At 35.0% G+C, this 22806-nt stretch carries 21 protein-coding genes; 13 read left to right on the plus strand and 8 right to left on the minus strand.

What is annotated here, in order from left to right; genetic code table 11:
- Nucleotide 1: 1 nt before the first annotated feature.
- The 4 genes from NX902_RS12750 (at nucleotide 2) to NX902_RS12765 (ending at nucleotide 5749) form a co-directional block, all read left to right on the plus strand.
- On the plus strand, nucleotides 2-415 hold the full coding sequence (locus NX902_RS12750; protein WP_095328834.1) for a GNAT family N-acetyltransferase: 414 nt from the start codon (nucleotides 2-4) through the stop codon (nucleotides 413-415).
- Between the two features lie 562 nt (nucleotides 416-977).
- The gene (locus NX902_RS12755) at nucleotides 978-2606 is read left to right on the plus strand and encodes a catalase (protein ID WP_123260876.1); all 1629 of its coding nucleotides are present in this window, start codon (nucleotides 978-980) and stop codon (nucleotides 2604-2606) included.
- A gap of 295 nt (nucleotides 2607-2901) precedes the next feature.
- Complete coding sequence (htpG, locus tag NX902_RS12760) at nucleotides 2902-4779, plus strand: molecular chaperone HtpG (protein WP_095328887.1); 1878 nt, start codon at nucleotides 2902-2904, stop codon at nucleotides 4777-4779.
- Nucleotides 4780-5023: 244 nt separating this feature from the next.
- A complete protein-coding gene (locus NX902_RS12765) occupies nucleotides 5024-5749 on the plus strand; it encodes an MBL fold metallo-hydrolase (RefSeq protein ID WP_123257704.1) in 726 nt (241 codons plus the stop codon).
- A gap of 171 nt (nucleotides 5750-5920) precedes the next feature.
- Here the strand turns inward: NX902_RS12765 and NX902_RS12770 are convergent, their stop codons facing one another.
- Nucleotides 5921-6544, minus strand: coding sequence for a LysE family translocator (locus tag NX902_RS12770; RefSeq protein ID WP_171509638.1), 624 nt, complete (start codon nucleotides 6542-6544; stop codon nucleotides 5921-5923).
- A gap of 241 nt (nucleotides 6545-6785) precedes the next feature.
- Between NX902_RS12770 and NX902_RS12775 the strand changes: the two genes are divergently transcribed.
- The 4 genes from NX902_RS12775 (at nucleotide 6786) to NX902_RS12790 (ending at nucleotide 9690) form a co-directional block, all read left to right on the plus strand.
- Nucleotides 6786-8042, plus strand: coding sequence for a sensor domain-containing protein (locus NX902_RS12775; RefSeq protein ID WP_095328838.1), 1257 nt, complete (start codon nucleotides 6786-6788; stop codon nucleotides 8040-8042).
- Nucleotides 8043-8317: 275 nt separating this feature from the next.
- A complete protein-coding gene (locus NX902_RS12780) occupies nucleotides 8318-8692 on the plus strand; it encodes a hypothetical protein (protein ID WP_047940673.1) in 375 nt (124 codons plus the stop codon).
- The gene (locus NX902_RS12785; RefSeq protein WP_123257706.1) at nucleotides 8689-9240 is read left to right on the plus strand and encodes a hypothetical protein; all 552 of its coding nucleotides are present in this window, start codon (nucleotides 8689-8691) and stop codon (nucleotides 9238-9240) included. The genes NX902_RS12780 and NX902_RS12785 overlap by 4 nt, the downstream gene beginning before the upstream one ends.
- Nucleotides 9241-9387: 147 nt before the next feature.
- Entirely contained in the window at nucleotides 9388-9690 is a 303-nt protein-coding gene (locus NX902_RS12790) for a Parvovirus coat protein VP1-like protein (RefSeq protein ID WP_095328840.1), read from the plus strand.
- A gap of 93 nt (nucleotides 9691-9783) precedes the next feature.
- On the opposite strand, the gene NX902_RS12795 is transcribed toward NX902_RS12790, so the two are convergent.
- The 3 genes from NX902_RS12795 to NX902_RS12805 form a co-directional block, all read right to left on the minus strand.
- Nucleotides 9784-11052 (minus strand): glycoside hydrolase domain-containing protein, encoded by a 1269-nt coding sequence (locus NX902_RS12795; RefSeq protein ID WP_163186852.1) that lies wholly within the window; start codon nucleotides 11050-11052, stop codon nucleotides 9784-9786.
- Nucleotides 11053-11175: 123 nt separating this feature from the next.
- Nucleotides 11176-12126: an L-lactate dehydrogenase gene (locus NX902_RS12800; protein ID WP_095328842.1), complete on the minus strand. Its 951-nt coding sequence runs from the start codon at nucleotides 12124-12126 to the stop codon at nucleotides 11176-11178.
- A 130-nt stretch (nucleotides 12127-12256) separates the two neighbouring features.
- Nucleotides 12257-12475: a hypothetical protein gene (locus tag NX902_RS12805; protein WP_095328843.1), complete on the minus strand. Its 219-nt coding sequence runs from the start codon at nucleotides 12473-12475 to the stop codon at nucleotides 12257-12259.
- Nucleotides 12476-12666: 191 nt separating this feature from the next.
- On the opposite strand from NX902_RS12805, the gene NX902_RS12810 reads away from it, so the two are divergent.
- Complete coding sequence (locus NX902_RS12810) at nucleotides 12667-13188, plus strand: GNAT family N-acetyltransferase (protein WP_095328844.1); 522 nt, start codon at nucleotides 12667-12669, stop codon at nucleotides 13186-13188.
- Between the two features lie 47 nt (nucleotides 13189-13235).
- Here the strand turns inward: NX902_RS12810 and NX902_RS12815 are convergent, their stop codons facing one another.
- Nucleotides 13236-14078, minus strand: coding sequence for a TIGR03943 family putative permease subunit (locus NX902_RS12815; RefSeq protein ID WP_341160757.1), 843 nt, complete (start codon nucleotides 14076-14078; stop codon nucleotides 13236-13238).
- 15 nt (nucleotides 14079-14093) lie between these two features.
- Nucleotides 14094-14960 (minus strand): permease, encoded by an 867-nt coding sequence (locus tag NX902_RS12820; RefSeq protein WP_095328846.1) that lies wholly within the window; start codon nucleotides 14958-14960, stop codon nucleotides 14094-14096.
- 196 nt (nucleotides 14961-15156) lie between these two features.
- On the opposite strand from NX902_RS12820, the gene NX902_RS12825 reads away from it, so the two are divergent.
- From NX902_RS12825 to NX902_RS12835, 3 genes are all read left to right on the plus strand, one after another.
- A complete protein-coding gene (locus NX902_RS12825) occupies nucleotides 15157-16404 on the plus strand; it encodes a polysaccharide deacetylase family protein (RefSeq protein ID WP_204259876.1) in 1248 nt (415 codons plus the stop codon).
- Between the two features lie 123 nt (nucleotides 16405-16527).
- Nucleotides 16528-16944 (plus strand): RrF2 family transcriptional regulator, encoded by a 417-nt coding sequence (locus tag NX902_RS12830; RefSeq protein ID WP_095328848.1) that lies wholly within the window; start codon nucleotides 16528-16530, stop codon nucleotides 16942-16944.
- A gap of 93 nt (nucleotides 16945-17037) precedes the next feature.
- On the plus strand, nucleotides 17038-17934 hold the full coding sequence (locus NX902_RS12835; RefSeq protein WP_095328849.1) for an NAD(P)/FAD-dependent oxidoreductase: 897 nt from the start codon (nucleotides 17038-17040) through the stop codon (nucleotides 17932-17934).
- A gap of 174 nt (nucleotides 17935-18108) precedes the next feature.
- Here the strand turns inward: NX902_RS12835 and NX902_RS12840 are convergent, their stop codons facing one another.
- A complete protein-coding gene (locus NX902_RS12840) occupies nucleotides 18109-19086 on the minus strand; it encodes a LacI family DNA-binding transcriptional regulator (protein WP_095328850.1) in 978 nt (325 codons plus the stop codon).
- A 6-nt stretch (nucleotides 19087-19092) separates the two neighbouring features.
- Nucleotides 19093-20574 (minus strand): sucrose-6-phosphate hydrolase, encoded by a 1482-nt coding sequence (locus tag NX902_RS12845; protein ID WP_095328851.1) that lies wholly within the window; start codon nucleotides 20572-20574, stop codon nucleotides 19093-19095.
- Between the two features lie 221 nt (nucleotides 20575-20795).
- Here NX902_RS12845 and NX902_RS12850 point away from each other — a divergent pair, with 221 nt between their 5' ends.
- A complete protein-coding gene (locus NX902_RS12850) occupies nucleotides 20796-22742 on the plus strand; it encodes a sucrose-specific PTS transporter subunit IIBC (RefSeq protein WP_095328852.1) in 1947 nt (648 codons plus the stop codon).
- Nucleotides 22743-22806: the final 64 nt, after the last annotated feature.

Genomic DNA, 22806 nt, shown 5'->3' on the forward strand with positions numbered 1-22806 from the left:
CATGGATTACATTATAACAGAAGAGCTCCCACCATTCATAAAGTTTGCCCGATTACATGAGGACAGCGGTTTATTAAAAAATAAAAAAGGAAACTATACCCGGGAACAATTGTATAAAGCAGCAAAAAACAGCTGGTACTCTGTTTCTATTTATAATGATCAAAAACTTATCGCCTTTGGTCGCATGATATCAGATGGAGTATATCAAGCATTAATTTGCGACGTAATGGTTCATCCTGATGAGCAGGGCAAAGGATTAGGAAAGCAAATAATTGAAAAGCTCGTATCTAAATGCCAGCAATCAGGTATTCAATCCATTCAATTATTTTCAGCCAAAGGAAAACATCCCTTTTATAAAAAATTAGGATTCATAGAAAGAGAACAAGATGCTCCTGGCATGTCTCTCCATCTTTAAAAACTGCATTTTGTATGTGTTTTTTTTATTTTTTTCTTGTGCATATCCATCCTTATTCTGGTAACACTATTTACGTACTTAAAGAGGAGGAGTGTAAAGAAGAAGGAAATGACTATTTAACATCTAGGAAAAGTCTGAACCAATAGATTAGGTCATCTACTCGATTAATAACCAGCAAATCGAAGAGCCTTTATTACTATTGATCTAATTTACTTTCATTGTTGCTTTTAATATGTTACATAGTTTTTTAACTTTTTTCTATTAACTGCTTTAAAAATCTGTTTCATTTTATACCAGAATTTGCATGTATAGAAATAGGTTAACCAAGAATTTAATGGGTAAAAGTAAATAAAGAAAAGGTATGTAATCCATTTACTATTTCATTCCTTTTATTAGTATTATGCAAGTTCTTTGAGAATGAGAGTAAAAAAAATACCGTAACCCCAATATTTAAATGGTTTTACTCCATCCTTTACTTCCAACAGCATGAATTAACATTTATTGGATACAACTAATAATGACTAATTACTAGGAGGTTATTTATTTGACAGAGAAAAAAGATATGAATAATAAAAAGGGACAAGATCAAGATCGCGAAACGTTAACAACGCGACAAGGACATCCTGTATTAGATAATCAAAACATCCGTACTATTGGGAACCGCGGTCCTGCCACACTCGAAAATTACCATTTTATTGAAAAGATCTCCCATTTTGATCGGGAAGAAGTACCAGAGCGTGTCGTACATGCACGTGGGTCTGGAGCATTTGGGTATTTTGAAACTTACGGAAAAGTAGGAAATGAACCGGTTGAAAAGTATACTCGTGCAAAAGTGTTTTCCGGAGCAGGGAAGAAGACACCATTGATGGTTCGTTTTTCTACTGTTGCTGGGGCGAAGGATTCACCTGAAACAGCACGCGATCCACGTGGATTTGCTGTAAAAATGTATACCGAAGACGGAAACTGGGATTTGGTTGGAAATAACCTTAAGATATTCTTTATTCGTGATGCCATGAAGTTTCCAGATATGATACATGCCTTTAAAGCAGATCCAGTTTCAAACGTACCAAACCCACAACGTATGTTTGATTTTGTTTCCCGCACTCCTGAGGCTACACATATGATAACCTTCCTTTTCTCACCATGGGGAATTCCAGCTACATATCGTCATATGCAGGGTTCTGGGGTGAACACTTATAAATGGGTAAATGAACAAGGTGAAGCAGTATTAGTAAAATACCATTGGGAACCAAAACAAGGCATTCGCAATTTGACGCAAGAGGAAGCAGAATCTATTCAAGCCAAGAACGTTGGCCACGCTACACAAGATTTATATGAAGCAATCGAGCGTGGGGATTATCCTGAATGGGAGCTTTACGTGCAAATCATGGAGGATGATTATCATCCAGAACTAGATTTTGATCCTCTTGATGATACGAAGCTTTGGCCAGAAGATAAATTCCCATGGTTGCCAGTTGGGCGTATGGTCCTCGATCGTAATCCGGTCGATTTTCATACCGAAATTGAGCAAGCCGCTTTCGGTACTGGTGTACTTGTAGATGGAATGGATTTTTCTGACGATAAGATGTTACAAGGGCGCACCTTCTCTTACTCTGATACTCAACGCTATCGTGTTGGTGCAAATTATCTGAAAGTACCAGTAAACGCTCCAAAAGCACCTGTGCGCACAAATCAACATCGTGGGCAAATGGATGTACGTGATCCGAAAGAATCTGGGGACAACCCACATATCAACTATGAACCATCTATGCTTGGTGGTTTTAAGGAGGCAGGGAAAGAAGAGCGGGTGCCTCATCAGCCGACCTATAATGCTGCGGCGATGAGTGCACCAATAGACCGACCTAATAACTATGGACAAGCTGGTCACACATACAGAAGCTTTGAAGATTGGGAGCGCGAAGAATTAATAAAAAACCTATCGGAAGCACTGGCAATCTGTGATGAAAAAATTCAAAATGCAATGATTGAACACTTTACACAAGCAGATGAAGATTATGGCCGCCGTGTAAAAGAGGGCATCGAAACGAAAATGAAAGAGATGAAAGAAATGGCCAAAGAAAATGTTCCAGGGCGTGAAGCAGGTCAATCAAAATATGGGCAAGGAACAATAGATGCCAATGAAGCTACAAAAGATGCCGTGAAGAAAAGCCATGAAGCTGATCCTTATTAATAAGTGGAATGGTAGATAGAAAAAACAGCTACTAAAAGTTCATAATCCTAAAAAGGAGACACATTTAAAGTTGTGTCTCCTTTTTAGGATTATTAGACCTATTAACCATCCATTCACCCTGACTTTAGCGGGGAATTTTTTTGTGCTAACGACCATTCCGTGCATTCCTTTCCTTTATATAACAATAATTGACATCCCTTATGAAATATGATATTTAATTAATAGATTAGCACTCATTACATTTAAGTGCTAATATTATTACATAAGACAATGAAGAAAGGGTGTATGAAAATTGATCGAAACGAAAGAATTTAAAGCCGAATCGAAACGTTTATTAGAAATGATGATCAACTCCATCTATTCGCAGCGGGAAGTATTCTTACGTGAATTAATTTCAAATGCTAGTGATGCAATTGATAAAATTTATTATAAAGCTTTAACAGATGACTCTATTAATTTTGAAAAGGATAATTATTTTATTAAAATTACTGCTAATAAAGAAAACCGTACGTTAACCATTTCTGATACTGGTATTGGAATGACAAAGGAAGAATTAGAAGCAAATTTAGGTACAATTGCTAAAAGTGGTTCCCTTGCTTTCAAAATGGAAAATGCAGCGAAGGATGGCCATGATATTATTGGGCAATTCGGTGTAGGTTTCTATGCAGCGTTTATGGTGGCAGATGAAGTAACCGTTATTACTAAATCACTGAACAGTGATACAGCTTATAAATGGATGTCAAAAGGTGCTGATGGTTATACCATTGAAGAAACGGAGAAATCAACAATCGGTACTGATATCATCCTTACAATTAAAGAAAATGCAGAAGAAGAGCAGTATGATGAATTTTTAGAAGATTATCGTTTAAAATCGATTATTAAAAAATACTCTGACTTTATCCGTTACCCAATTAAAATGGATGTAACGACAAGTAAGCTAAAAGAAGGCACAGAAAATGAGTATGAAGAAGTTAGCGAAGAACAAGTCATTAACAGTATGGTTCCCATTTGGAAAAAGAATAAAAACGAGTTAACAGAAGAAGACTATCAAAATTTCTATGAAGAAAAACGTTATGGCTATGATAAGCCATTGAAGCATATTCATGTTAGCGTAGATGGAGCAATTCGTTATAATGCAATACTTTACATTCCTGAAAAAACACCGTTTGATTATTATTCTAAAGAGTATGAAAAAGGACTAGAGCTCTATTCAAATGGTGTCTTAATTATGGAAAAATGCGCAGACTTGCTGCCAGACTACTTTAGTTTTGTCAAAGGGATGGTTGATTCTGAAGATTTATCCCTTAACATTTCAAGAGAAATGCTGCAGCATGATCGTCAATTAAAACGGATTGAAAAGAACTTAACAAAGAAAATTAAGAGCCAGCTCCTCAGCCTTTTAAAGGATGAAAGAGAAAAGTATGAATCCTTCTATGAATCCTTTGGAAGACAAATCAAATTCGGTGTCTACAATGATTTCGGGATGAATAAAGAAATGTTACAGGATCTTCTCTTATTCTATTCATCTAAAGAGAAAAAACTAGTATCATTAGACGAATATGTAGAGAGAATGCCAGAGGATCAAAAATTCATTTATTATGCAGCTGGTGACTCGATTGATCGTATCGAAAAACTTCCACAAACAGAATTAGTAGCAGATAAGGGCTATGAAATTCTTTATTTAACAGATGATATTGATGAATTTGCAATAAAAATGATTGCAACATATAAAGAGAAGGAATTTAAATCCGTATCAAGCGGAGATTTAGGCCTTGATCAAGAGGAAGAAAAAGAGGAAAAAGAAGTAACAGAAGAGAACAAAGCGTTGTTTGATTACATGAAGGAGATTCTCTCTGGCAAAGTCAAAAACGTAAAAGTGTCTACCCGCTTAAAATCACATCCTGTATGTTTAACGGCAGAAGGGGAAGTTTCGATTGAAATGGAAAAAGTGTTAAGTATGATGCCAGACAATCAAAATATCAAAGCAGACAAAGTGTTAGAAATTAATAAAAATCATGAAATTTTCCAATCATTAAAAGAGGCTTATGAAAAAGACAAAGACAAAGTGGCTCTTTATACAAACCTTTTATATAATCAAGCCCTATTGATTGAAGGTTTGTCTATTGAAGATCCTGTCGAATTTACGAATAATATTTGTAAATTAATGAAATAAGAAAAGAAATCGGCTGGGACTAAGTTTTCCAACCAATATAAACTCGAACGATTATACGGAGATCCTAAGAGAATTTTCGGATAATTGTTCGAGTTATCTTTATTTTAAGAAGAAAATGGGGGAGAAAACATCTGCCCCTATTTCAAACTATACATCATCCCTATTCTTATAAATTTATGTTTTACTAATTAAAACGAAAACGCTATACTTATAAAAAAAACTATCAGAGATGGGGAACAATATTATGGCAGAATTAAAAGGAATAGAGATCTTGACGATTGAAAAAAATTCCTTTGTCATTCACCCAACCCTTATATGGGATGAAAAACAAACCTTATTAATAGATACAGGAATGCCGGGGTATATGGAAGATATAAATTTAGCGATGGCCAAAGCAAATAAATCCTTGGAGGACTTAACGGGAATTTTGTTAACACACCAAGACATTGATCATATAGGTAGCTTACCAGAAATATTAACCGCATGTACGCAGCATTTAACGATTTACGCACATGAAGGAGATATACCTTTTATAGAAGGGGATATACCTTTATTAAAAGCAAATCCTGATAATTTTAACGAAAAAGAATGGAAATCACTTCCTGATTCATTAAAATTTATTTATCTCCATCCACCTAAAGCAAAAGTTACTGCTTCTCTACAGAATAATCAACTATTAGACATAGATGGAGGTATAGAGATAATTCATACACCTGGTCATACACCAGGGCATATTAGCCTGTTTCATAAAAGATCTGGTACTTTAATTGCTGGAGATGCCTTAATAGCTGCCAATGGTCGCTTGCAGCACCCAAATCCAGTACATACACCAAATATGAAGCTAGCGATTCAATCCCTCAAAAAGTTTTTAGCTTATCCAATTAAACAAGTCGTTTGCTTTCATGGAGGAATGGTTACAGAAAATATCCAAGAGCAATTAGAAGGTTTGGTTCAAACGAAAACTCTTTAAAAATAGTGCACTATTAGAAATAATCCTAAAAATGCTTTACATACTTTTAGGAGATATTTCTAATAGTCACTTTCCCTTTCACTTAGTCTATTATTTAAACCACAAAGGTTTTGCTTCTCCATGTAGACAAGGAAAAGGGATTCTACTGGAGAATAAAAGAAACAGCCGACATTATAAAAAGAACTGAATTCCGCGAATCCCAAAATAACCTCCAAACAAAACAAGAATCAGGCCAGAAATTCTACTAACAAAAGTGATTAGCTGTTCAGATACGACATTTCGGAAAAAACTGGACAGCACCGATACGGTAATATCCCAGATTGCTACGCCAAATAACATGCATCCCGTATATAGAAGTACCGTGCTTGTACTAAAATTATGTATAGTAGAGGCTAAAATAGATCCATATATTCCTAACCAGAAGATAATCGATAACGGATTCATAATACTCATCAGCAATCCTGTAACAAATGACCGAAGCATAGAATTATTGTCTTTACCCCTACTTGATATAGTGCTAGTTTTAGTCATGACTCCTTCTATTCCTGTGTAGATGAGGACAAATGCACCGAACAACCAAAGAAAGGTTTGAACAATTGGGATATTAGCCAATTTTGCCACGCCAAAGTATACGAGAATGATAAAGAATACATCACCTAAGAGAGAACCTAGCGACAGAACCCAAGCATGGTGAATTCCATACCTAAGTCCTCTGTTTATAACCGCCGCATTTACTGGCCCTATCGGGGCTGCTAATGATAAACCCAAGGCAATATAATATAAAATACTGTCCATAAAGATCCTCCTAATATAAACGTCTATAATTAACGTATTCAATAAGGAGAGCATGTACCACATTTTTAGAAAACTTTTTCCATTCATAATTGGATTGTCTATATTTTGCAAAAGCAAAATCGAATAGTAAGTACTTCTATTGAAAGAGAGGACATCTTTTAATAATAGACTGACAATGATATAATATTAAAAAAGAAAATACCTATTTGCCTATAATTATTTTTTAGTAGGAGACATAACTATGAATGAAAATGATACGCCATCTCTTGATTTTTTTCGCATGCTTGTTGAACATGTAAGTGACTGGATATGGCAATTAAACGAACATTGGCAATTTACGTATTCCAATTCAATCGTTGAAGACATATTAGGTTATTCATCTGCTGAAATACTTGGGCAATCTCTGTTTTCTTATATTAAAGCAGATGAAATTCCAACATTAAAAACAATATTTTCAACCGCTAAGGAACATAGCAAAATTCTCCATAATATGGACTTCACCATGATACACCGAAATGGCTATGATGTATTGATCGAAACAAATGCGAAGCCTATAATAAATAGTCAAAACAAAGCAATCGGATATAGAGGAATCAATCGAGATATTACCTTATGGAAGAAAAATCAAGAGCGTCAGCAACAATTACTAGATATAATTGAGGCTTCTCCAGATTTTATAGCGACGGCAGACAGTAAAGGAAATACCACTTATTTAAATCCTTCTGCTCGATTCTTTCTTGGCATTTCTGAAAGTACGGAAGACTTGCAATCTGTGAATGCACAACTTTGGACAAATAAATTTGTTGAATTAAATGAAAACGGCATTTCAAACGAAAAAAGTATATGGCAAGGAGAAAATGTCCTATGCAACGCACTCGGGAAACAAGTTCCTGTATCGCAAACTATTGTCAGTCATAAAGCTACCTATCAAAATGTTCATTTTCTTTCCACCATTGCAAGAGATATATCAGAAAGAAAGGCATATGAAGCAATTATTAAACGCCAAGCACTATACGATACATTAACAGAACTGCCTAATAGACGCTATTTATATAAAACCATGACTGAATTAATAGAAGTCCAGAATGAAAGCCATTCATTTGCTTTACTGTTTATAGACATTGATGACTTTAAACAAATAAATGATTCATTAGGACACAAATACGGTGATCGAGCATTGAAGCTGATTGCAGCTAGGATGAAAGGATCAATCAGAGAAACAGATTTTTTATGTCGTTTGGGTGGAGATGAATTTATTCTTCTCATTAAGGATATGAATACAGAACATGAATTAGAAAATTACGCCAAGAGAATACTTGCTATCTTTAATCATCCTCTTCGAATGGACAATAAACTTTATTCTATATCTTGCAGTATCGGTATCAGTATCTATCCATATCATGGGAAAGATATCGAAACATTAATGCAAAATGCTGATAAAATTATGTATCATATGAAAAAATCAGGGAAAAACGGATATCAAATAACTAAACAATAAAAAATTTGATTCAAAGGCAAATGTCTTTGGGTCTTTTTGTTCATAGGTACAAGGACCCGCTATTAAAATCTATCTTTAAATACTTTCGATGATTCTTGGAAAATTCAATTGGCAGAAGGGCTGTTTGCAACTATTTTCATATAATAAAAGTTGCATAATTATCCCAACTTATCTAACTATTGAAGGATTTTGTAGAATATCATCGAAAAATAATGAAAAAGAATGTATAATAGGTACTTAGGAAAGTAGATTCTGAAAGAGGGAGGATCTTTAAAATGGAATGGACACTAGCCATATTGTTTATTGCAGCAGCCATTTTGCTCATTACTTCCGTAATTAAAGCAAAACAAACGTCAAAATCAGAGCAACGTGAAATAGATGTAATTCACCTTTCTGTGATGGAAGAAATAGCACAGTTGCAAAAACAAATACGCCATCTTGAGTTGGACATAGAAATATTAGAAAAACAAACAGGCGTTCAGCTAGCTTCTAAAGACCGAATGGTTTTACGAGAAGTGCTTGACTTGCATAGACGTAAGTATTCAGTTGAAACAATTGCAGCTCAAAAAAAGCTTACTCAAGCTGAAGTAGAAGAAATGTTAGCTCCTTACTTAACTGGAAAAGAGGAAAGGAGAAGTGTTTTACAATGAAGCCATCAATAATTACCAGCTTCGCAGCGGGGGTTCTTTTAGCGACTTCTGTTAGTGGCATTGTCTATTTTTCTACGAAGGATGATACAGCGAATGCTAAAACAAACAATAATGTCCAAAAAGTAGATAAAGTAGCAAGTGATGCAGCAAATACGCCAACTGTTGAAGAAATGAAAGATATCTTAACAAGCAGTGGCTATGTCGTTCAAACTTCTGATGAAGCAAAGAAAAAAGAAGATGATGTGAAGAAACAAGCATCTAAATCTAATACTTCTGAAGAAAAGAAAGATGACAAAGACAAAAAAGAAGAAGATAAGAAAAAAGAGGAAGTTAAAACAGTTACTGTTAAAGTTTCAAGTGGTATGACTAGTTATGATGTAGGAAGCATTTTACATGATGAAAAAATCATTAAAGAAAGTGCCTTAGAATTCTCGCAAAAAGTAGATAAAAAAGGCGTAGCAGAATACTTAAAACTAGGATCGTTTAAAATTAAAAGCGATATGTCAACCGACGAAATTATTTCCACTATCTTCAAAAAAAGAAGTTAACTTATAAAAGCTTGTCCGAAGTTTTCCTTTGGACAAGCTTTTATTTTTTATGAAACAATTTTTCATATGGAAGTTTTCCTTTTTAGATTGATTCCCCAAGCTATTTCATACAAGCATCATAATCTATACAGAAGGGAGAATCAGAAAATGCCAAAAAAAAGAAGGAAAAGAAATCCGATTAAACTATGCTTGCCTGGCGGATATCGATATTGCGGACCCGGCTGCAGTGGCCCTGGTGCACCGATCAATTATGTTGACTCCTGTTGTCGAAGGCATGATCAATGTGTAGAGACATATGGTTCTTGTCGCTATTGTGACGAAAAATTACTCCATTGTGTCCAATCAAAATCTAGAGAACGAACTCAAGAAGGGAAGACAGCCAGACTGATCTCTGACTTCATGCGATTTCGACTGGAAATCAATGGCGGATGGAGAGGCAGACGCTTATAAGTTCCTATAACGCGGCATCGGTGATTTTCATTTCTAGATTTAAAAAATGGACATCTTACTTTTCGAATTATTCGTTAGTAAGATGTCCATTTTTTATTGTTTCCATAATACATTTGTCAGTTTGCTGTCGAATAGATTAGTATCTATATTACATGTCTGATCATTAATACCATATTGCCAGCCATAGGCAAGCGACTCTTCCGGTGCATCCACTTTAAATTTGGGAGCATCTTCTTCTGTAGTTATCCCAATATTAGGAGAGGCAGACCATAGAAATGTATTATCTTTTATTTCCTCTTTGTTTTTTACAGCTTCATTAAAGGAAACAGTTAACGCTTCATCTTTATCAAAAATACCATAAATAGCAGGCTTATAGATAGATTTACTAACTTCGGCATACCAACCTTCTATAAAGGCGGCATCCACAGGATAATTGGGTTCTATATCCGCAAAAATAGCTACACCATCTGGGGCTCCAAGCTCCTTAGCCAACTCAATTGCCTTCTTCGCTTCACTTACACCATTATCATACCCTGTTGCGTCTGTAAACCCATTATATATTAGTAAGATATCCGCTTCATTGGAATGAATTAAATCGACTTGATCTGCCGTCAAGCCATGAGAAACACCTTCATTTGTTCCTAGATAGCGTGCAATCACTCTAGGATTTCCAAAGTTATCTCTTACACAAGCAAGAAAATCCTGTGTTGTTTCACTTGCAGAATCAATTCCCCATAAATAGGATGTTTTTTCCTTGTTTTCCTCATTTCCGTTTGTTTCTTTCCCGTCGTTTTCCTCCTTACCATTATCTTCTTTATTATTTCCGTTGTCGTTTGTATCTCCATTATCATTATTGGAAGATTCTTTCTTCCCATTTGTATTAACTTCATTGGAGACATTAACGTCCACATTTAAATCTAAATCATTCAATATATTATTCGCTAGCTCTGCTTTATTACTAGAGAGAATATTATTCGTAATATTATTATTGGTCGTACCATTTACCTGTCCTTTTAACAAGTTTTCAATAGCATTATTAATAGTAACAGATGCTTCGTTTTCTGTCTTATTTTCAATACTATTATCAATTGTTGCTTCTTTATCTTCTAAATCATTTTTCACCTTATTTTCTATTGTTGCTTTAGATTCGCCACTCACTATATTTTGTATATTGTTTGTTACAGAAATATTAACATTGCCTTGACCGCTTTCCGTTGTGACATTACTTTCGGAATTAACTGAATTGCCTTTTTCTTTGTCCGCTTCCACTTTATTTGCTTGAAAAAGCAAAACAGTAACAATTCCAGAAAAAAGAATCAAGAAAGTAGCAGCTGCTATAAGAAGGTATTTCTTCCAATCCATTCTGTCACACCTTTCCTAATTTACTTACTTTATAAAGTATGTAAATTAGGGAATTTGGGTGTGGGCTATTTTTGGAGAGAATATATTATCATTGCAGCTACAGCTAACAGAGGAATTAGATTATTAGCTAAAGTGCGGTTTGAGAATATCTTTTAAAACAGCAGCGCTTTGATGAAATTTTTCTTGTTCATCTGAAGCTAATTCCAACTCAACAACTTCTCGTATTCCCTCTCTATTTATAACAGCAGGAACACCTATATAGACATCCTTTTCCCCATATTGACCATCCAAATAGGCAGAAACCGTTAATACACTATTTTCATTACTTAAGATTGCTTTTGTTATCCGTACAAGTCCCATCGCAATTCCGTAATAGGTTGCCCCTTTTCCTTCAATGATTTTGTATGCCGCATCCCGTACATTCACAAAAATATTATCTAAATCTTCCATTTTATAATGAGCAGCTCTTTTCATTAACTTATAAACCGGGATACCAGCAACATCTGCCGAGCTGTAGGCAGGTAGTTCACTATCCCCATGTTCACCAATAATATAGGCATGTACACTAGTTGGGGCAACTTTAAAATAATCTCCTAGTAAATAGCGAAATCTTGCGGTATCTAATATCGTACCAGAGCCAATGACTTGATTTTTCGGTAAACCACTATAGCGCCAAGTAGCATAGGTTAAAATATCTACTGGGTTTGTGGCAACTAAAAATATTCCATTAAATCCACTTGCCATTACTTGTTCGACAATGGATTTAAAGATTTTTAAATTTTTTTCCACTAAATCAAGACGTGTTTCTCCTGGTTTTTGATTGGCTCCTGCACATATGACAACTAAATCCATTTCAGCACAGTCTTTATATTCCCCATATTTAATACTGATTGGATTAGGGGCAAATACCTTGCCGTGATTCAAATCCATTACATCGCCAAATGCTTTGTTCTTATTTAGATCAATTAATAATAGTTCATCGACAATTCCTTGATTCATTAAAGCAAATGCATAGCTAGATCCAACAAACCCAGTGCCGATTAATGCTACACGACTAACTTTATTACTTAACATTTTCTACTCTCCTTTTAAACCATTTATTAAATAGCGTTTGTCTATCACTTGTGAATTATGTATTTTATACAAAGTGGACTGAAATCATAAAAAAGAAGACATCATGCATATGATATCTCCTTTACAATATCTAACGCTTTCTTTTTTTATTATCTGTTGCAAGTACGGCTTTTTTTACCACCTTTTCAAATTCCACATTTACTTGATATACTTCTTCTTTTAGTTGATTCACGGAAAGGATCTTGCCTTTTCGTCCCTTTATTTTTACTGGTTCATCAATATTCGGTATGTCTTGCCGTAATTGGGTTAATACATTGGTACTATTTTCAAAATAATGGACAGTAATCATTCATTATCGCTCCTTTAAAGGAAGTTTTTTCGGATATTAAAATTAATATGGATAAAGGAAATAATTTAGAACGATAAACATGCTAGGCATTGGAAAGACAAACTTCCATTCATTTAAAAATATTTTCAAACAAACTTACTTGATCTTCGCTTATAATAAGAAAAGAATAAACAAAGGTGAGGGAACCATATATGAACATTTCCTTTAAAAAAATAGATAATCCAACTGATCAATTAGTTTCTTGTTTAAATAAGTGGGAAAATGATCCAAGACTTATCCCATTCATTCATCCTTGCAGAGATAAAGAGGATGCAGAAAACCGCGTACTTGTCACAATAGAGGATATAACAAAACGTTTAACCAATTACCATATGTATGCTATTTATTTAGATGATATACTTGTTGGAGAAATGAATTATACGATTGATCCCGTCCATTTATATAAAAAAGAACAGGGGACCGCCTGGATCGCTATTACAATCGGCGAAGAAGTTGCAAGAGGAAAAGGGATCGGCTCAACATCATTAATCTACTTAGAAGAGCAGATCAAAAAACAAGGATTTAACAGGATTGAATTAGGCGTATTTGAATTTAATAAAAACGCATATAAATTATATAAAAAGCTTGGATACCAAGAAATCGGCAAAAATAAATTCTTCACTTATTATCAAGATAGAATGTGGGATGATATTCGCATGGAAAAATATATATGAAAAAAAGGAGAGAAATGCTGCATATATGCAAACATTCTCTCCTTTTTTTAATACTGTCTATATACATAAGGATCATCTGGCTGATTAATGGACTTCCAATCTGTAACTTTAAGAATCGGAATGGTTTTCTTAAATGGTTGATAGTACACTGTTTCAAGCTTACCTGTTACTTGAAGCCATTGGTCATTCTCTCTTTTCAATTCATCCGGAATATCAAGAAGCATTCCAAAAACACCCGCATCTGCAATACAATGGATAATACCAAAACGCAGGAGGAACAGCTGATTATTGGTTAAATCCTCTTCCTTGTAAGTAAAGCCTGTCAATGTAATTTTTCTATCCATAAATTGTCCTGGGTAATTATAAATTGTTTCCAAATCATTTAAAAAATTATCTTCCCCTAGTTTAATTTCAGGGAGATTCTTTATTTTATCTAAGCCTTTATCCATCACTTCTGCATAGCCTTCTTTGCCATAATAGCTACTCGTATTCGGCTGCAGGAATTGATGCTGACTATATTCATCTCCTTCATCATATGCAGGGAAGTAGAGTCCTTTTTTCTCCACAATATTCGAATCAAGAGTAGCCACTGGAAGGACTAAACCAGTAAGAATAGGAATAAGCAAGGTTATAATCGTTAATCCACGTTTCCACCAACTATTTTCTTCATGAGCATGATCATGTCCACAATGATTACACGATTCATCATGTGTATGTTTATCTTTTTTTACATAGTTATAGACACATATAATTGTAAAGAGAACAAATATATAGATAGCAGACTCTGAAATATAAGCATATTTCATATTAATATATTTTGAAATATCGCCTGTTGCATGTAAATGTAGAAATAAATAAGTAAAGCCTATTAATACAAATATTCGAAACATGTTTTTTTCACCTCTTTATAGAAAAATTGTTACGAGAAACACGCAAACTGTAATAAGGCCTGTTAATAGAATGACAAACTTGGCTTTAAAAGTGCTTAGCATCATCAATGTATTTTTGATATCCAACATAGGACCAAACACTAGGAAAGCAAGAATAGAACCTTCAGAGAAGCTGTTTCTAAAGCTCGCTGCAACAAAAGCATCTGCTTGGGAACAAAGACTTAGTATGTACGCAAGTCCCATCATCACAAGATGAGAGGAAGCCTGTCCGGTTCCTATTGAGACTAGGGTGGAAGTCTTGACTAAAGTTTGTACTGCTGCAGCAATAAACGAGCCGATAACTAAGTATTTTCCAACAGAGAAAAATTCATCGATCGAATGTTTGAACATTGCTTCGATTCGGTCTTTAAAAGAATGAAAGTGCACATGTTCAATCACATGACTTTTCAACGGAGATTGCTTTACTGATTTATGCAGAGCAAGTCCAACAAGAATGGAACAAACAAGCGCCAATACAGAACGAAGAATTACCATTCTCCAGCTATTCCCGAAAGCAACATATGTCGAGAACATAACTACTGGATTAATAATCGGTCCGGTAAGCATAAAGGCAATACTGGCAGGAACCGGTACTCCTTTTAAAATTAACCGCCTTGTAATAGGAATAATTCCACATTCGCATGCTGGGATAATGCTTCCAACTAAAGAAGCAAATAAAATGGCCAGTATTGGATTTTTCGGCATCATTTTTGCAATAAGTTCCTCTGAGACAAAAATTTCGATTATTCCCGAAATAAGAACCCCAATTAGAATAAAGGGCAATGCCTCAATGATAATACTGATAAAAATCGTATTTAATTGTAATAAGGTTTCCATATTCATTTTTTAAACACCTACTTTTTTGGTAAAAATCAGAAAGTCATCATTATAAAGAAGATTTATTAAAATCAGATGAAAATAAAAGAGAATCACAACAAATGATAATTATGTATTGCAAACGAATACACGAACCTTTACATTAAATAGTAGGAAAGCAGGAAGGAAGTGAAAAAAGCTGAAGAGAAAGCTTTTGCTCTATTTGGTCGCACTATCACAATCTGTTTTCATTGTGGCATGTAGTGCTCCGTTACCAGAAGACCCAGTAAATCTTAAACAGAGTCATATAAATCCAGAACAAAAGAATTGGCAGTTAACTTCTGACTTTATAACTGTTCTAGTAGAAGCTGCAAAAAAAGGCATGACGGATACAAGTTCCTTTAATGTCTTTACCAGTACCATCGAACAAGTAATTAGCCAATGGGGAGAACCGGATCAAACAGATCAAGTAGGAGATGGATACTATGCCATCTATAAGGAAAAGGATACCGTGTTTGGCTATACTGCCAAAGGCGATATTTATGATGTTCGTTCCAATAAAAAGCGATTAAATAGATTATCTCTATCAGATTTAAAAAAGAAAATAGGGGACCCAGCAGAAATTAGAATAGGGGACGGCGAACAAATAATTGTCTATAACCTTAGTGAAGATATTCAGCTTAAGTTTATTATATTAAATAAAACCAAGAGGGTAGACCATTTATCTGTCTATCACAAACCTAGAAGTATACAAGAGGAATATACCTTAACTATCCAAGGCGAATCTAATCAACTTACCAATAAACAATGGGAAATGATGCAAAACTGGAGGAGGGAGATCGTGAAATTCCAAGAGAATAAAGCAAATGTATACCTCAATGGGCGGAATGAAAAGAAAATTTCTTTAACCTTTGATGATGGACCTGATGATAGCATTACACCAAGAATCATTGAAATATTACAGCAATATAAAGTGAAAGGGAATTTTTTCTTTATCGGCAGTGAAGCAGAAAAACATCCGCAAGTTGTAAAAAATGCTTATAAAAATGGGAATTTAGTTTTGAGTCATAGCTATCATCATGTTGACTTATCTGTTTTAGATAAGGAACAGCAATTAGAGGAAATAACACGAGCAGGTAGCGCTCTTCAATCGCTTATTGGAAAAGAACCTGCAATGATTCGCCCACCATATGGAGAAACAAATGAAACGCTAATGAAAAATGCTGAACTAAAAGGATATTCTATTATCATTTGGTCCATCGATACACTTGATTGGTCACAAATGGAGGCAGACAATATTATTAGAAATGTCACCAACCATTTGCGAAACGGCGATATTATTTTAATGCATTCAGATTCAGAAAAAACAGAAACAGCAAAGGCATTACCGAAAATAATTGAAGCTATTCAGGAAAGAGACTTTCAAATAGTCGGACTGGATGAATTACTAGGGATAGAGGCATACCAGTAAATAGGAAGGGAGTTCTCCTTAATAAAAGGAAATTCCCTCTAAAACTTGTTTTCTTCACTCTCTTTCTTTATAATCAATTATAGACATTAAAGGTCTTTAATATATCCGTAAAGAGGTAGTATGATGAAATATTCAAGAGCAACGAATTATGCATTACACACAATGGTCTATTTAACCCTTGCAACAAAAGGGAAAACGGTAGGAGTAGATCAATTAGCCAAAATCCAAGATTTATCACCAACATATCTATCGAAAATATTAACCAAACTTGTTAAAGCAGGCTTAATTGAGTCAACACCAGGTGTTAATGGCGGTTATCGTATTATAAAACAGGCCGAGGAAATTTCTTTTTTAGATGTTATTACAGCCATTGAGGGAAAGACATCTTTGTTTAGCTGTTCATTGGAACATGATGATAGAAAAAACGGCGAATGCTTAATTGAAAATGTCATGTTAGAGGCTGAAACAAAGATGCGTGAACATTTAAGCCAAAAATATATACGCGATATTGCTAATCAAATTGAACATAATGCTAAATAAAAAATAAAGGTGATAACTCATCTTTATTTTTAGTCTAATTACGGATATTAAGAGTCTTTAATATATGTTATTCTTATTGAGGAGGAAAAAGTAATGTTAGATTGTATTGTAATAGGTGGAGGCCCAGCCGGTTTAAATGCATCACTTGTTCTTGGAAGAGCACGAATGAAAACGATCTTATTCGACGACGATAAACCTAGAAATTCCGTTACCCAAGAATCCCATGGTTTCATAACAAGAGACGGTATTAAGCCTTCCCAATTTAAGCAAATTGGGAAAGAAGAATTAAAAAAATATCCCGATGTATTCTTTAAACACCAACAAGTTACAGAGATTAAAAAGGTAAATAAATACTTCATCATTTTCACCGATCAAAATGAATCATATCAGGCAAAGAAAATTATATTATCTACTGGACTGATTGATATACTGCCCGATATTGCTGGCTTGCATCATTTTTATGGAAAAAGCATATATAGTTGTCCATTTTGTGATGGGTGGGAACTTAAAGATCGAGCTTTAGCAGTATTGGCAGAAAATGATCATGCTTTTCATTTAACTAAATTGCTTTTTAATTGGAGTAAAAACCTTATCGTTTGCACAAACGGCAAGAAGATACTTACAAAAGAGCAACTTGACATGCTAAATAACAAAAATATTAAAGTAATCGAACAAGAAATAGACAGGCTGTACGGTGATAAGGGACAATTGCAAAAGATTATCTTTAAAAATGGGGAAGAGGTTGATAGAGAAGGAGGCTTTGTCACAGCCGAACTTCAACAAGCCGTTCCCTTTGCTGAAGCACTTGGATGTACATTAAATAAGATGGGTGGAGTGGAAACCGATGCTCTTGGGCGAACTAATATAGAAGGAGTATACGCAAGTGGAGATAATACTCTACTAACACCACCACAGTTAATAAACGCTGCAAGCCAAGGCAGCAGAGCTGCTTCAGGAGTAATAGCTGACTTAATTAATGAGGAATTTTAAGAAGTAAAAAACAAGAGAATGTAACTCAGCATTAGCTAGATTCTTGTCTTTCTCATTACCAATACCAAGTGGGCAATTTAGAGAATAAAGTTGCCAACTGTTTCAGAGAAAAGTCAGTAGAAAAGGAAGGGGATTTCTAGACTTGAAAAAATAAGCGGACAAACAAGGATAAAATCAACTTGTTTGTCCGCTTATTAGTTTTACGGGGATTTCATAGCGGTCTTCCTGATCATTTACTCCGTCTATTTTTTGAATAAGAAGTTCTACACAAAGCTTAGCCAATTCTCCAAGAGGCTGCTTCACTGTAGTTAGTTTAGGGAAGTAATCCTCTATAAAGGAAGTCCCATCATATCCAACTAGTTTAAAATCTTGCGGGGATGTTAAACCAAGTTTTTCCGCTTCATTTATTACTAAAAGTGCTTTCATATCATCTGAACAAAAGATTCCCTCTGGCTGCTCTGTTTTAAGTATTTTAGCGATTTCAACTGATTTTCTCAAGGGAGTAAAGCTTCCATTTATAGAAAATACTCTTGGTTGTAAACCAGCATTGTTCATTTCATCTATATAGCCCTTTGTTCGTAAATAGGTTGGTGATTTAACATCATTGCTTCCAGTTAACATGATTATTTTTTGGATACCATGGTTGAGCAAGGAGCGTGTTGCTAAAACACCGCCCTGATAATTGTCACTGCTTACAATTGGAATATTAGGAGCAAGGAAACGGTCAAAGCTTATAATAGGTGCCTTGATATTCGTGTAATCATCATGGTTTAAGTTATGCGCACCTGCAATGATTCCTTCTACTTGATTTGCTTGGAGCATTTGAATGTACTCTCGTTCTTTATCTGAATTATGTTCACTATTACATTGGATTGTTTTATACCCTGCACGGAAAAGTTCTCGTTCTAAATGATCAATCAATTCCGCATAGAAGACATTATTTAAAGCAGGAAAAATTAATCCCACTAGCTTTGTGGACTTCCCCTGCAAACTGCGAGCAAGATTATTTGGTTGGTAATGAAGCTCTCTCATTGCATCATGAACCTTAGCAATTGTTTTTTCTGATAGATAGCCTTTTTTATTAATAACACGGCTGACCGTTGTAGGACTCACCCCAGCTAATTTGGCTACATCGGTTAATTTTGCAACCATTTTAATTTACCTCTTCTGATTATTTAGTCTCCATATTGTACCGCTGACATTACGTTTAGAATGCAGGTAAATTAATGTTTGTGAATCATCTGGAAAAACACGTCCTGTAATAACTCGTTCTCCTTCATTTACAAAGCACTCAAAAACGGAGGTATCAGCAAATATATTTACTTTTATATCTGTATTTTTCGAAACATATGCTTCCCGCTGGAAACCATATTCTTGTGCAAAGCGTTCGCCTGCATATTCTCTGTCTACAGAAACTTTACCATTTACCGAATCGAGTGTAAAGGCTAAATAACGCGTTTTATCCACATTTGAAAAGAGCAATATTTTCACAATTTCATTTTCAGGTATGATTACTTCAAGTTCAAATCGATTGGTCTTCGTGTCAAATGACTCATGAAAAGACGTCTCCATTTCCCGCAATTTTTTTGTTTCTATTACTGGATATTGTTTCAGTTTCCCATCTTGTAATGTAAGTTCCTTCACTAAACTTAATACACCTTGATAACCTTCTTGATCTGTCGGATAATTAACTTCCGGTAATCCAATCCAGCTAATCGCAAGGGCCCTGCCATCAGGAGCATTAAATGCTTGTGTTGCATAGACATCGAAGCCTTCATCAAGATTTTGCAAATTTGTAGTTTTAGTGATCGCCGCCTTAACAGGGTCAAACGTATCTCCAATGGTATACATATTTGGATAAATATTTTCATAGGATTGAATTTTCTTAGATAAGCCTTGTGGGCAGAATAAGAGAACAGGCACATCCTCAATAAAGATAAGATTCGGACATTCAATCATAAAGCCAAGTTCTTGATCAGAAAATGCTAATTCACTAACCAATGTCCAATTTTTAATATCATTTTCTAATGCTTTGTAGAGAAAGATCGCCCCTTTTTTATCTGACTGTTTTTGGGCACCAATAATCATATACAGTTGATCTTGATAACAAAAAATTTGCGGATCTCTAAAATGATCTGTTGTTTCATTTGGCTGGTTAATCAATGGTTTAGGAAATTTATGAATGGTTCCGTCTTTATACATAAAGGCCCCATTTTGGAAGCTATAACGATTCCAATCTTTATCCCTAACATTACCAGTGTAAAAGAGGAAGAGCTTGTCTTCATCAATGGGATATGCTGAACCTGAATAAACCCCATGTGAATCAAAATTATTGTCCGATTGTAGGGCAATCCCATTTTCTTGCCAATGTACTAAATCCTTGCTTTCTAAATGGTACCAGCTTTTTAAACCATGGACAGCGCCGAATGGATAGTACTGAAAAAAGAGCTGCCATTTTCCATTGAAGAATGAGAAGCCATTTGGATCATTTAACAAACCTGTTTTGGGCTCAATATGATATCCGGTACGCCACTTGGAGTTTTCCACTGATTTATTTAAAGCATTCTTATAGTCAATGTCCCATTCTGAATAGGGTTTATATCTAAGATCTCGTGTCCAATTGCTAACAATATCTGTCATGTAATTAAAACTCCTTCATTGTAGTTCATAAGTGTACTTAAGGGAATTTTAAAACGTTCTCAAAAATATGTCAAACGTTTTCTCACTTACTATCAGTTCAATTATTACATTTATCTAAATAAAATAAAATTTTATGATAAACGTTTGACATAAAATGAAAACGATGTTAAATTAATCGTGCAAAAGGATTTGAAAGCGATTTAATAGAAAGGGGAATTTACATGAAACACAGAGAAGTAGCTGAACGTGTAGCCAAAGCGTTGGGTGAAGATAACTTAATTGCTGCTACACACTGTGCAACTAGATTAAGACTTGTTTTAAAAGAAACAAAAAAAATTGACCAAGCAGCTTTAGATGATGATCCAGATTTAAAAGGAACATTTGAAGCGAATGGTCAATTTCAAATTATCGTTGGTCCTGGTGACGTAAATGAAGTGTATAAAGAATTAATTAGCATCACAGGTGTTGGGGAAGCAACAAAAGATGATTTAAAAGAAGTAACGGCACAAAAAGAAACGAATCCTGTCATGAAATTAGTAAAGCTCTTATCCGATATCTTCGTTCCGCTAATTCCAGCTTTAGTTGCCGGCGGGCTACTAATGGCTTTAAATAATGTCTTAACAGGAGAGGGTTTATTTGGGCCAAAATCTATTGTTGAAATGGTCCCAGGTATTAAAGGCTTCGCAGAAATTGTCAACTTAATGGCCTCTGCACCATTTGCCTTCTTACCAATTTTAATTGGTTTTTCTGCAACAAAACGTTTTGGCGGAAATCCTTATCTTGGAGCAGCGGCAGGGATGATGCTTGTTATGCCCGAACTGGTAAATGGCTATGGAGTAGCAGAAGCTGTTGCTTCAGGGCAGATGCCGCATTGGGATGTATTCGGCTTACATATCGCTCAAGCCGGTTATCAAGGACAAGTTTTACCTGTAATTGGAGTAGCTTGGATTTTGGCAACACTTGAAAAGTTTTTTCATAAGCATTTAAACAATGCAGTTGATTTTACTTTTACACCATTGTTTTCCGTAATTATTACTGGTTTTGTCACATTTGCATTTGTTGGTCCATTATTACGTGGTGTTTCCAATCAATTAACAGATGGATTACTGTGGTTAATTGATACACTTGGTGGAGTTGGTTATGGTTTATTTGGATTGGGCTACTCTGCAGTTGTATTAACAGGTTTGCATCAATCCTTCCCAGCGATAGAAACACAATTGTTAGCGGATATTGCAAAAACTGGAGGAAGCTTTCTATTTCCAATTGCATCAGCAGCTAACGTAGCACAAGGAGCGGCATGTTTAGCGATCTTCTTCTTATCAAAAAACCAAAAGCAAAAGGGATTAGCATCCTCAGCTTCTTTCTCAGCTATGTTAGGAATAACAGAGCCAGCATTATTTGGGGTTAATTTAAAACTTAAATTCCCATTTTTTATCGGCCTTGTTGCAGCAGGTGTAGGAGCAGCATTTATGGGATTCACTGGAGTGCGCAATGTATCTTTAGGTCCTGCCGGAATAATTGGCTTTATCGCTATAAGCCCTAAAGCAATTCCCATGTTTTTGATTGGAGTTGTTATTAGTTTTGTGCTCGCCTTTGCAGCTACAATGCTTTATGGACGAAAAAAATTGAATGTTCCATCTACTAATTCTCAAGGTACTGAAACAACAGAAAAAGATTCTACGATTAATAGACAAATAGCATTAAGTGAAGAGATTGCGGCACCAGTCGAGGGGAACGCTGTTGATTTAAGGAGTGTAAATGATCCGGTTTTCGCTTCTGGTACAATGGGAAAAGGAATTGCCATTATTCCGCGTTTAGGGAAGATTTATGCTCCTATTGATGGAGTTGTGACAGTTACTAGTGATTCTAACCACGCATATGGAATTCAATCGGAAAAAGGTGCAGAAATTCTTCTGCATATCGGTATAGATACAGTAAAAATGGCAGGAGATGGGTTTAAAACCTATATTAAGCAAGGTCAAAAGTTGAAAAAAGGTGATTTGCTAGGAGAATTTGATATGGCGAAAATCAAAGAAGCAGGGTTTGATTCTACCGTGATGATGATTGTCACCAATTCTAGTGAATACTTAGAGATTAGTAGCATTAAGGATACAGATATTAAGGTAGGAGAGAAAGCTTTAACCTTAATACAATCAGAAAGGAACTAATGTTCGTCCCTTAATTCTTAATTAGTGAAATAGACTGGTATAGAAAGAAAAACGTATGCAAGGA

Source organism: Niallia sp. FSL W8-0954, assembly GCF_038005605.1.
In the GTDB taxonomy this organism is placed as follows: domain Bacteria; phylum Bacillota; class Bacilli; order Bacillales; family Cytobacillaceae; genus Niallia; species Niallia circulans_A.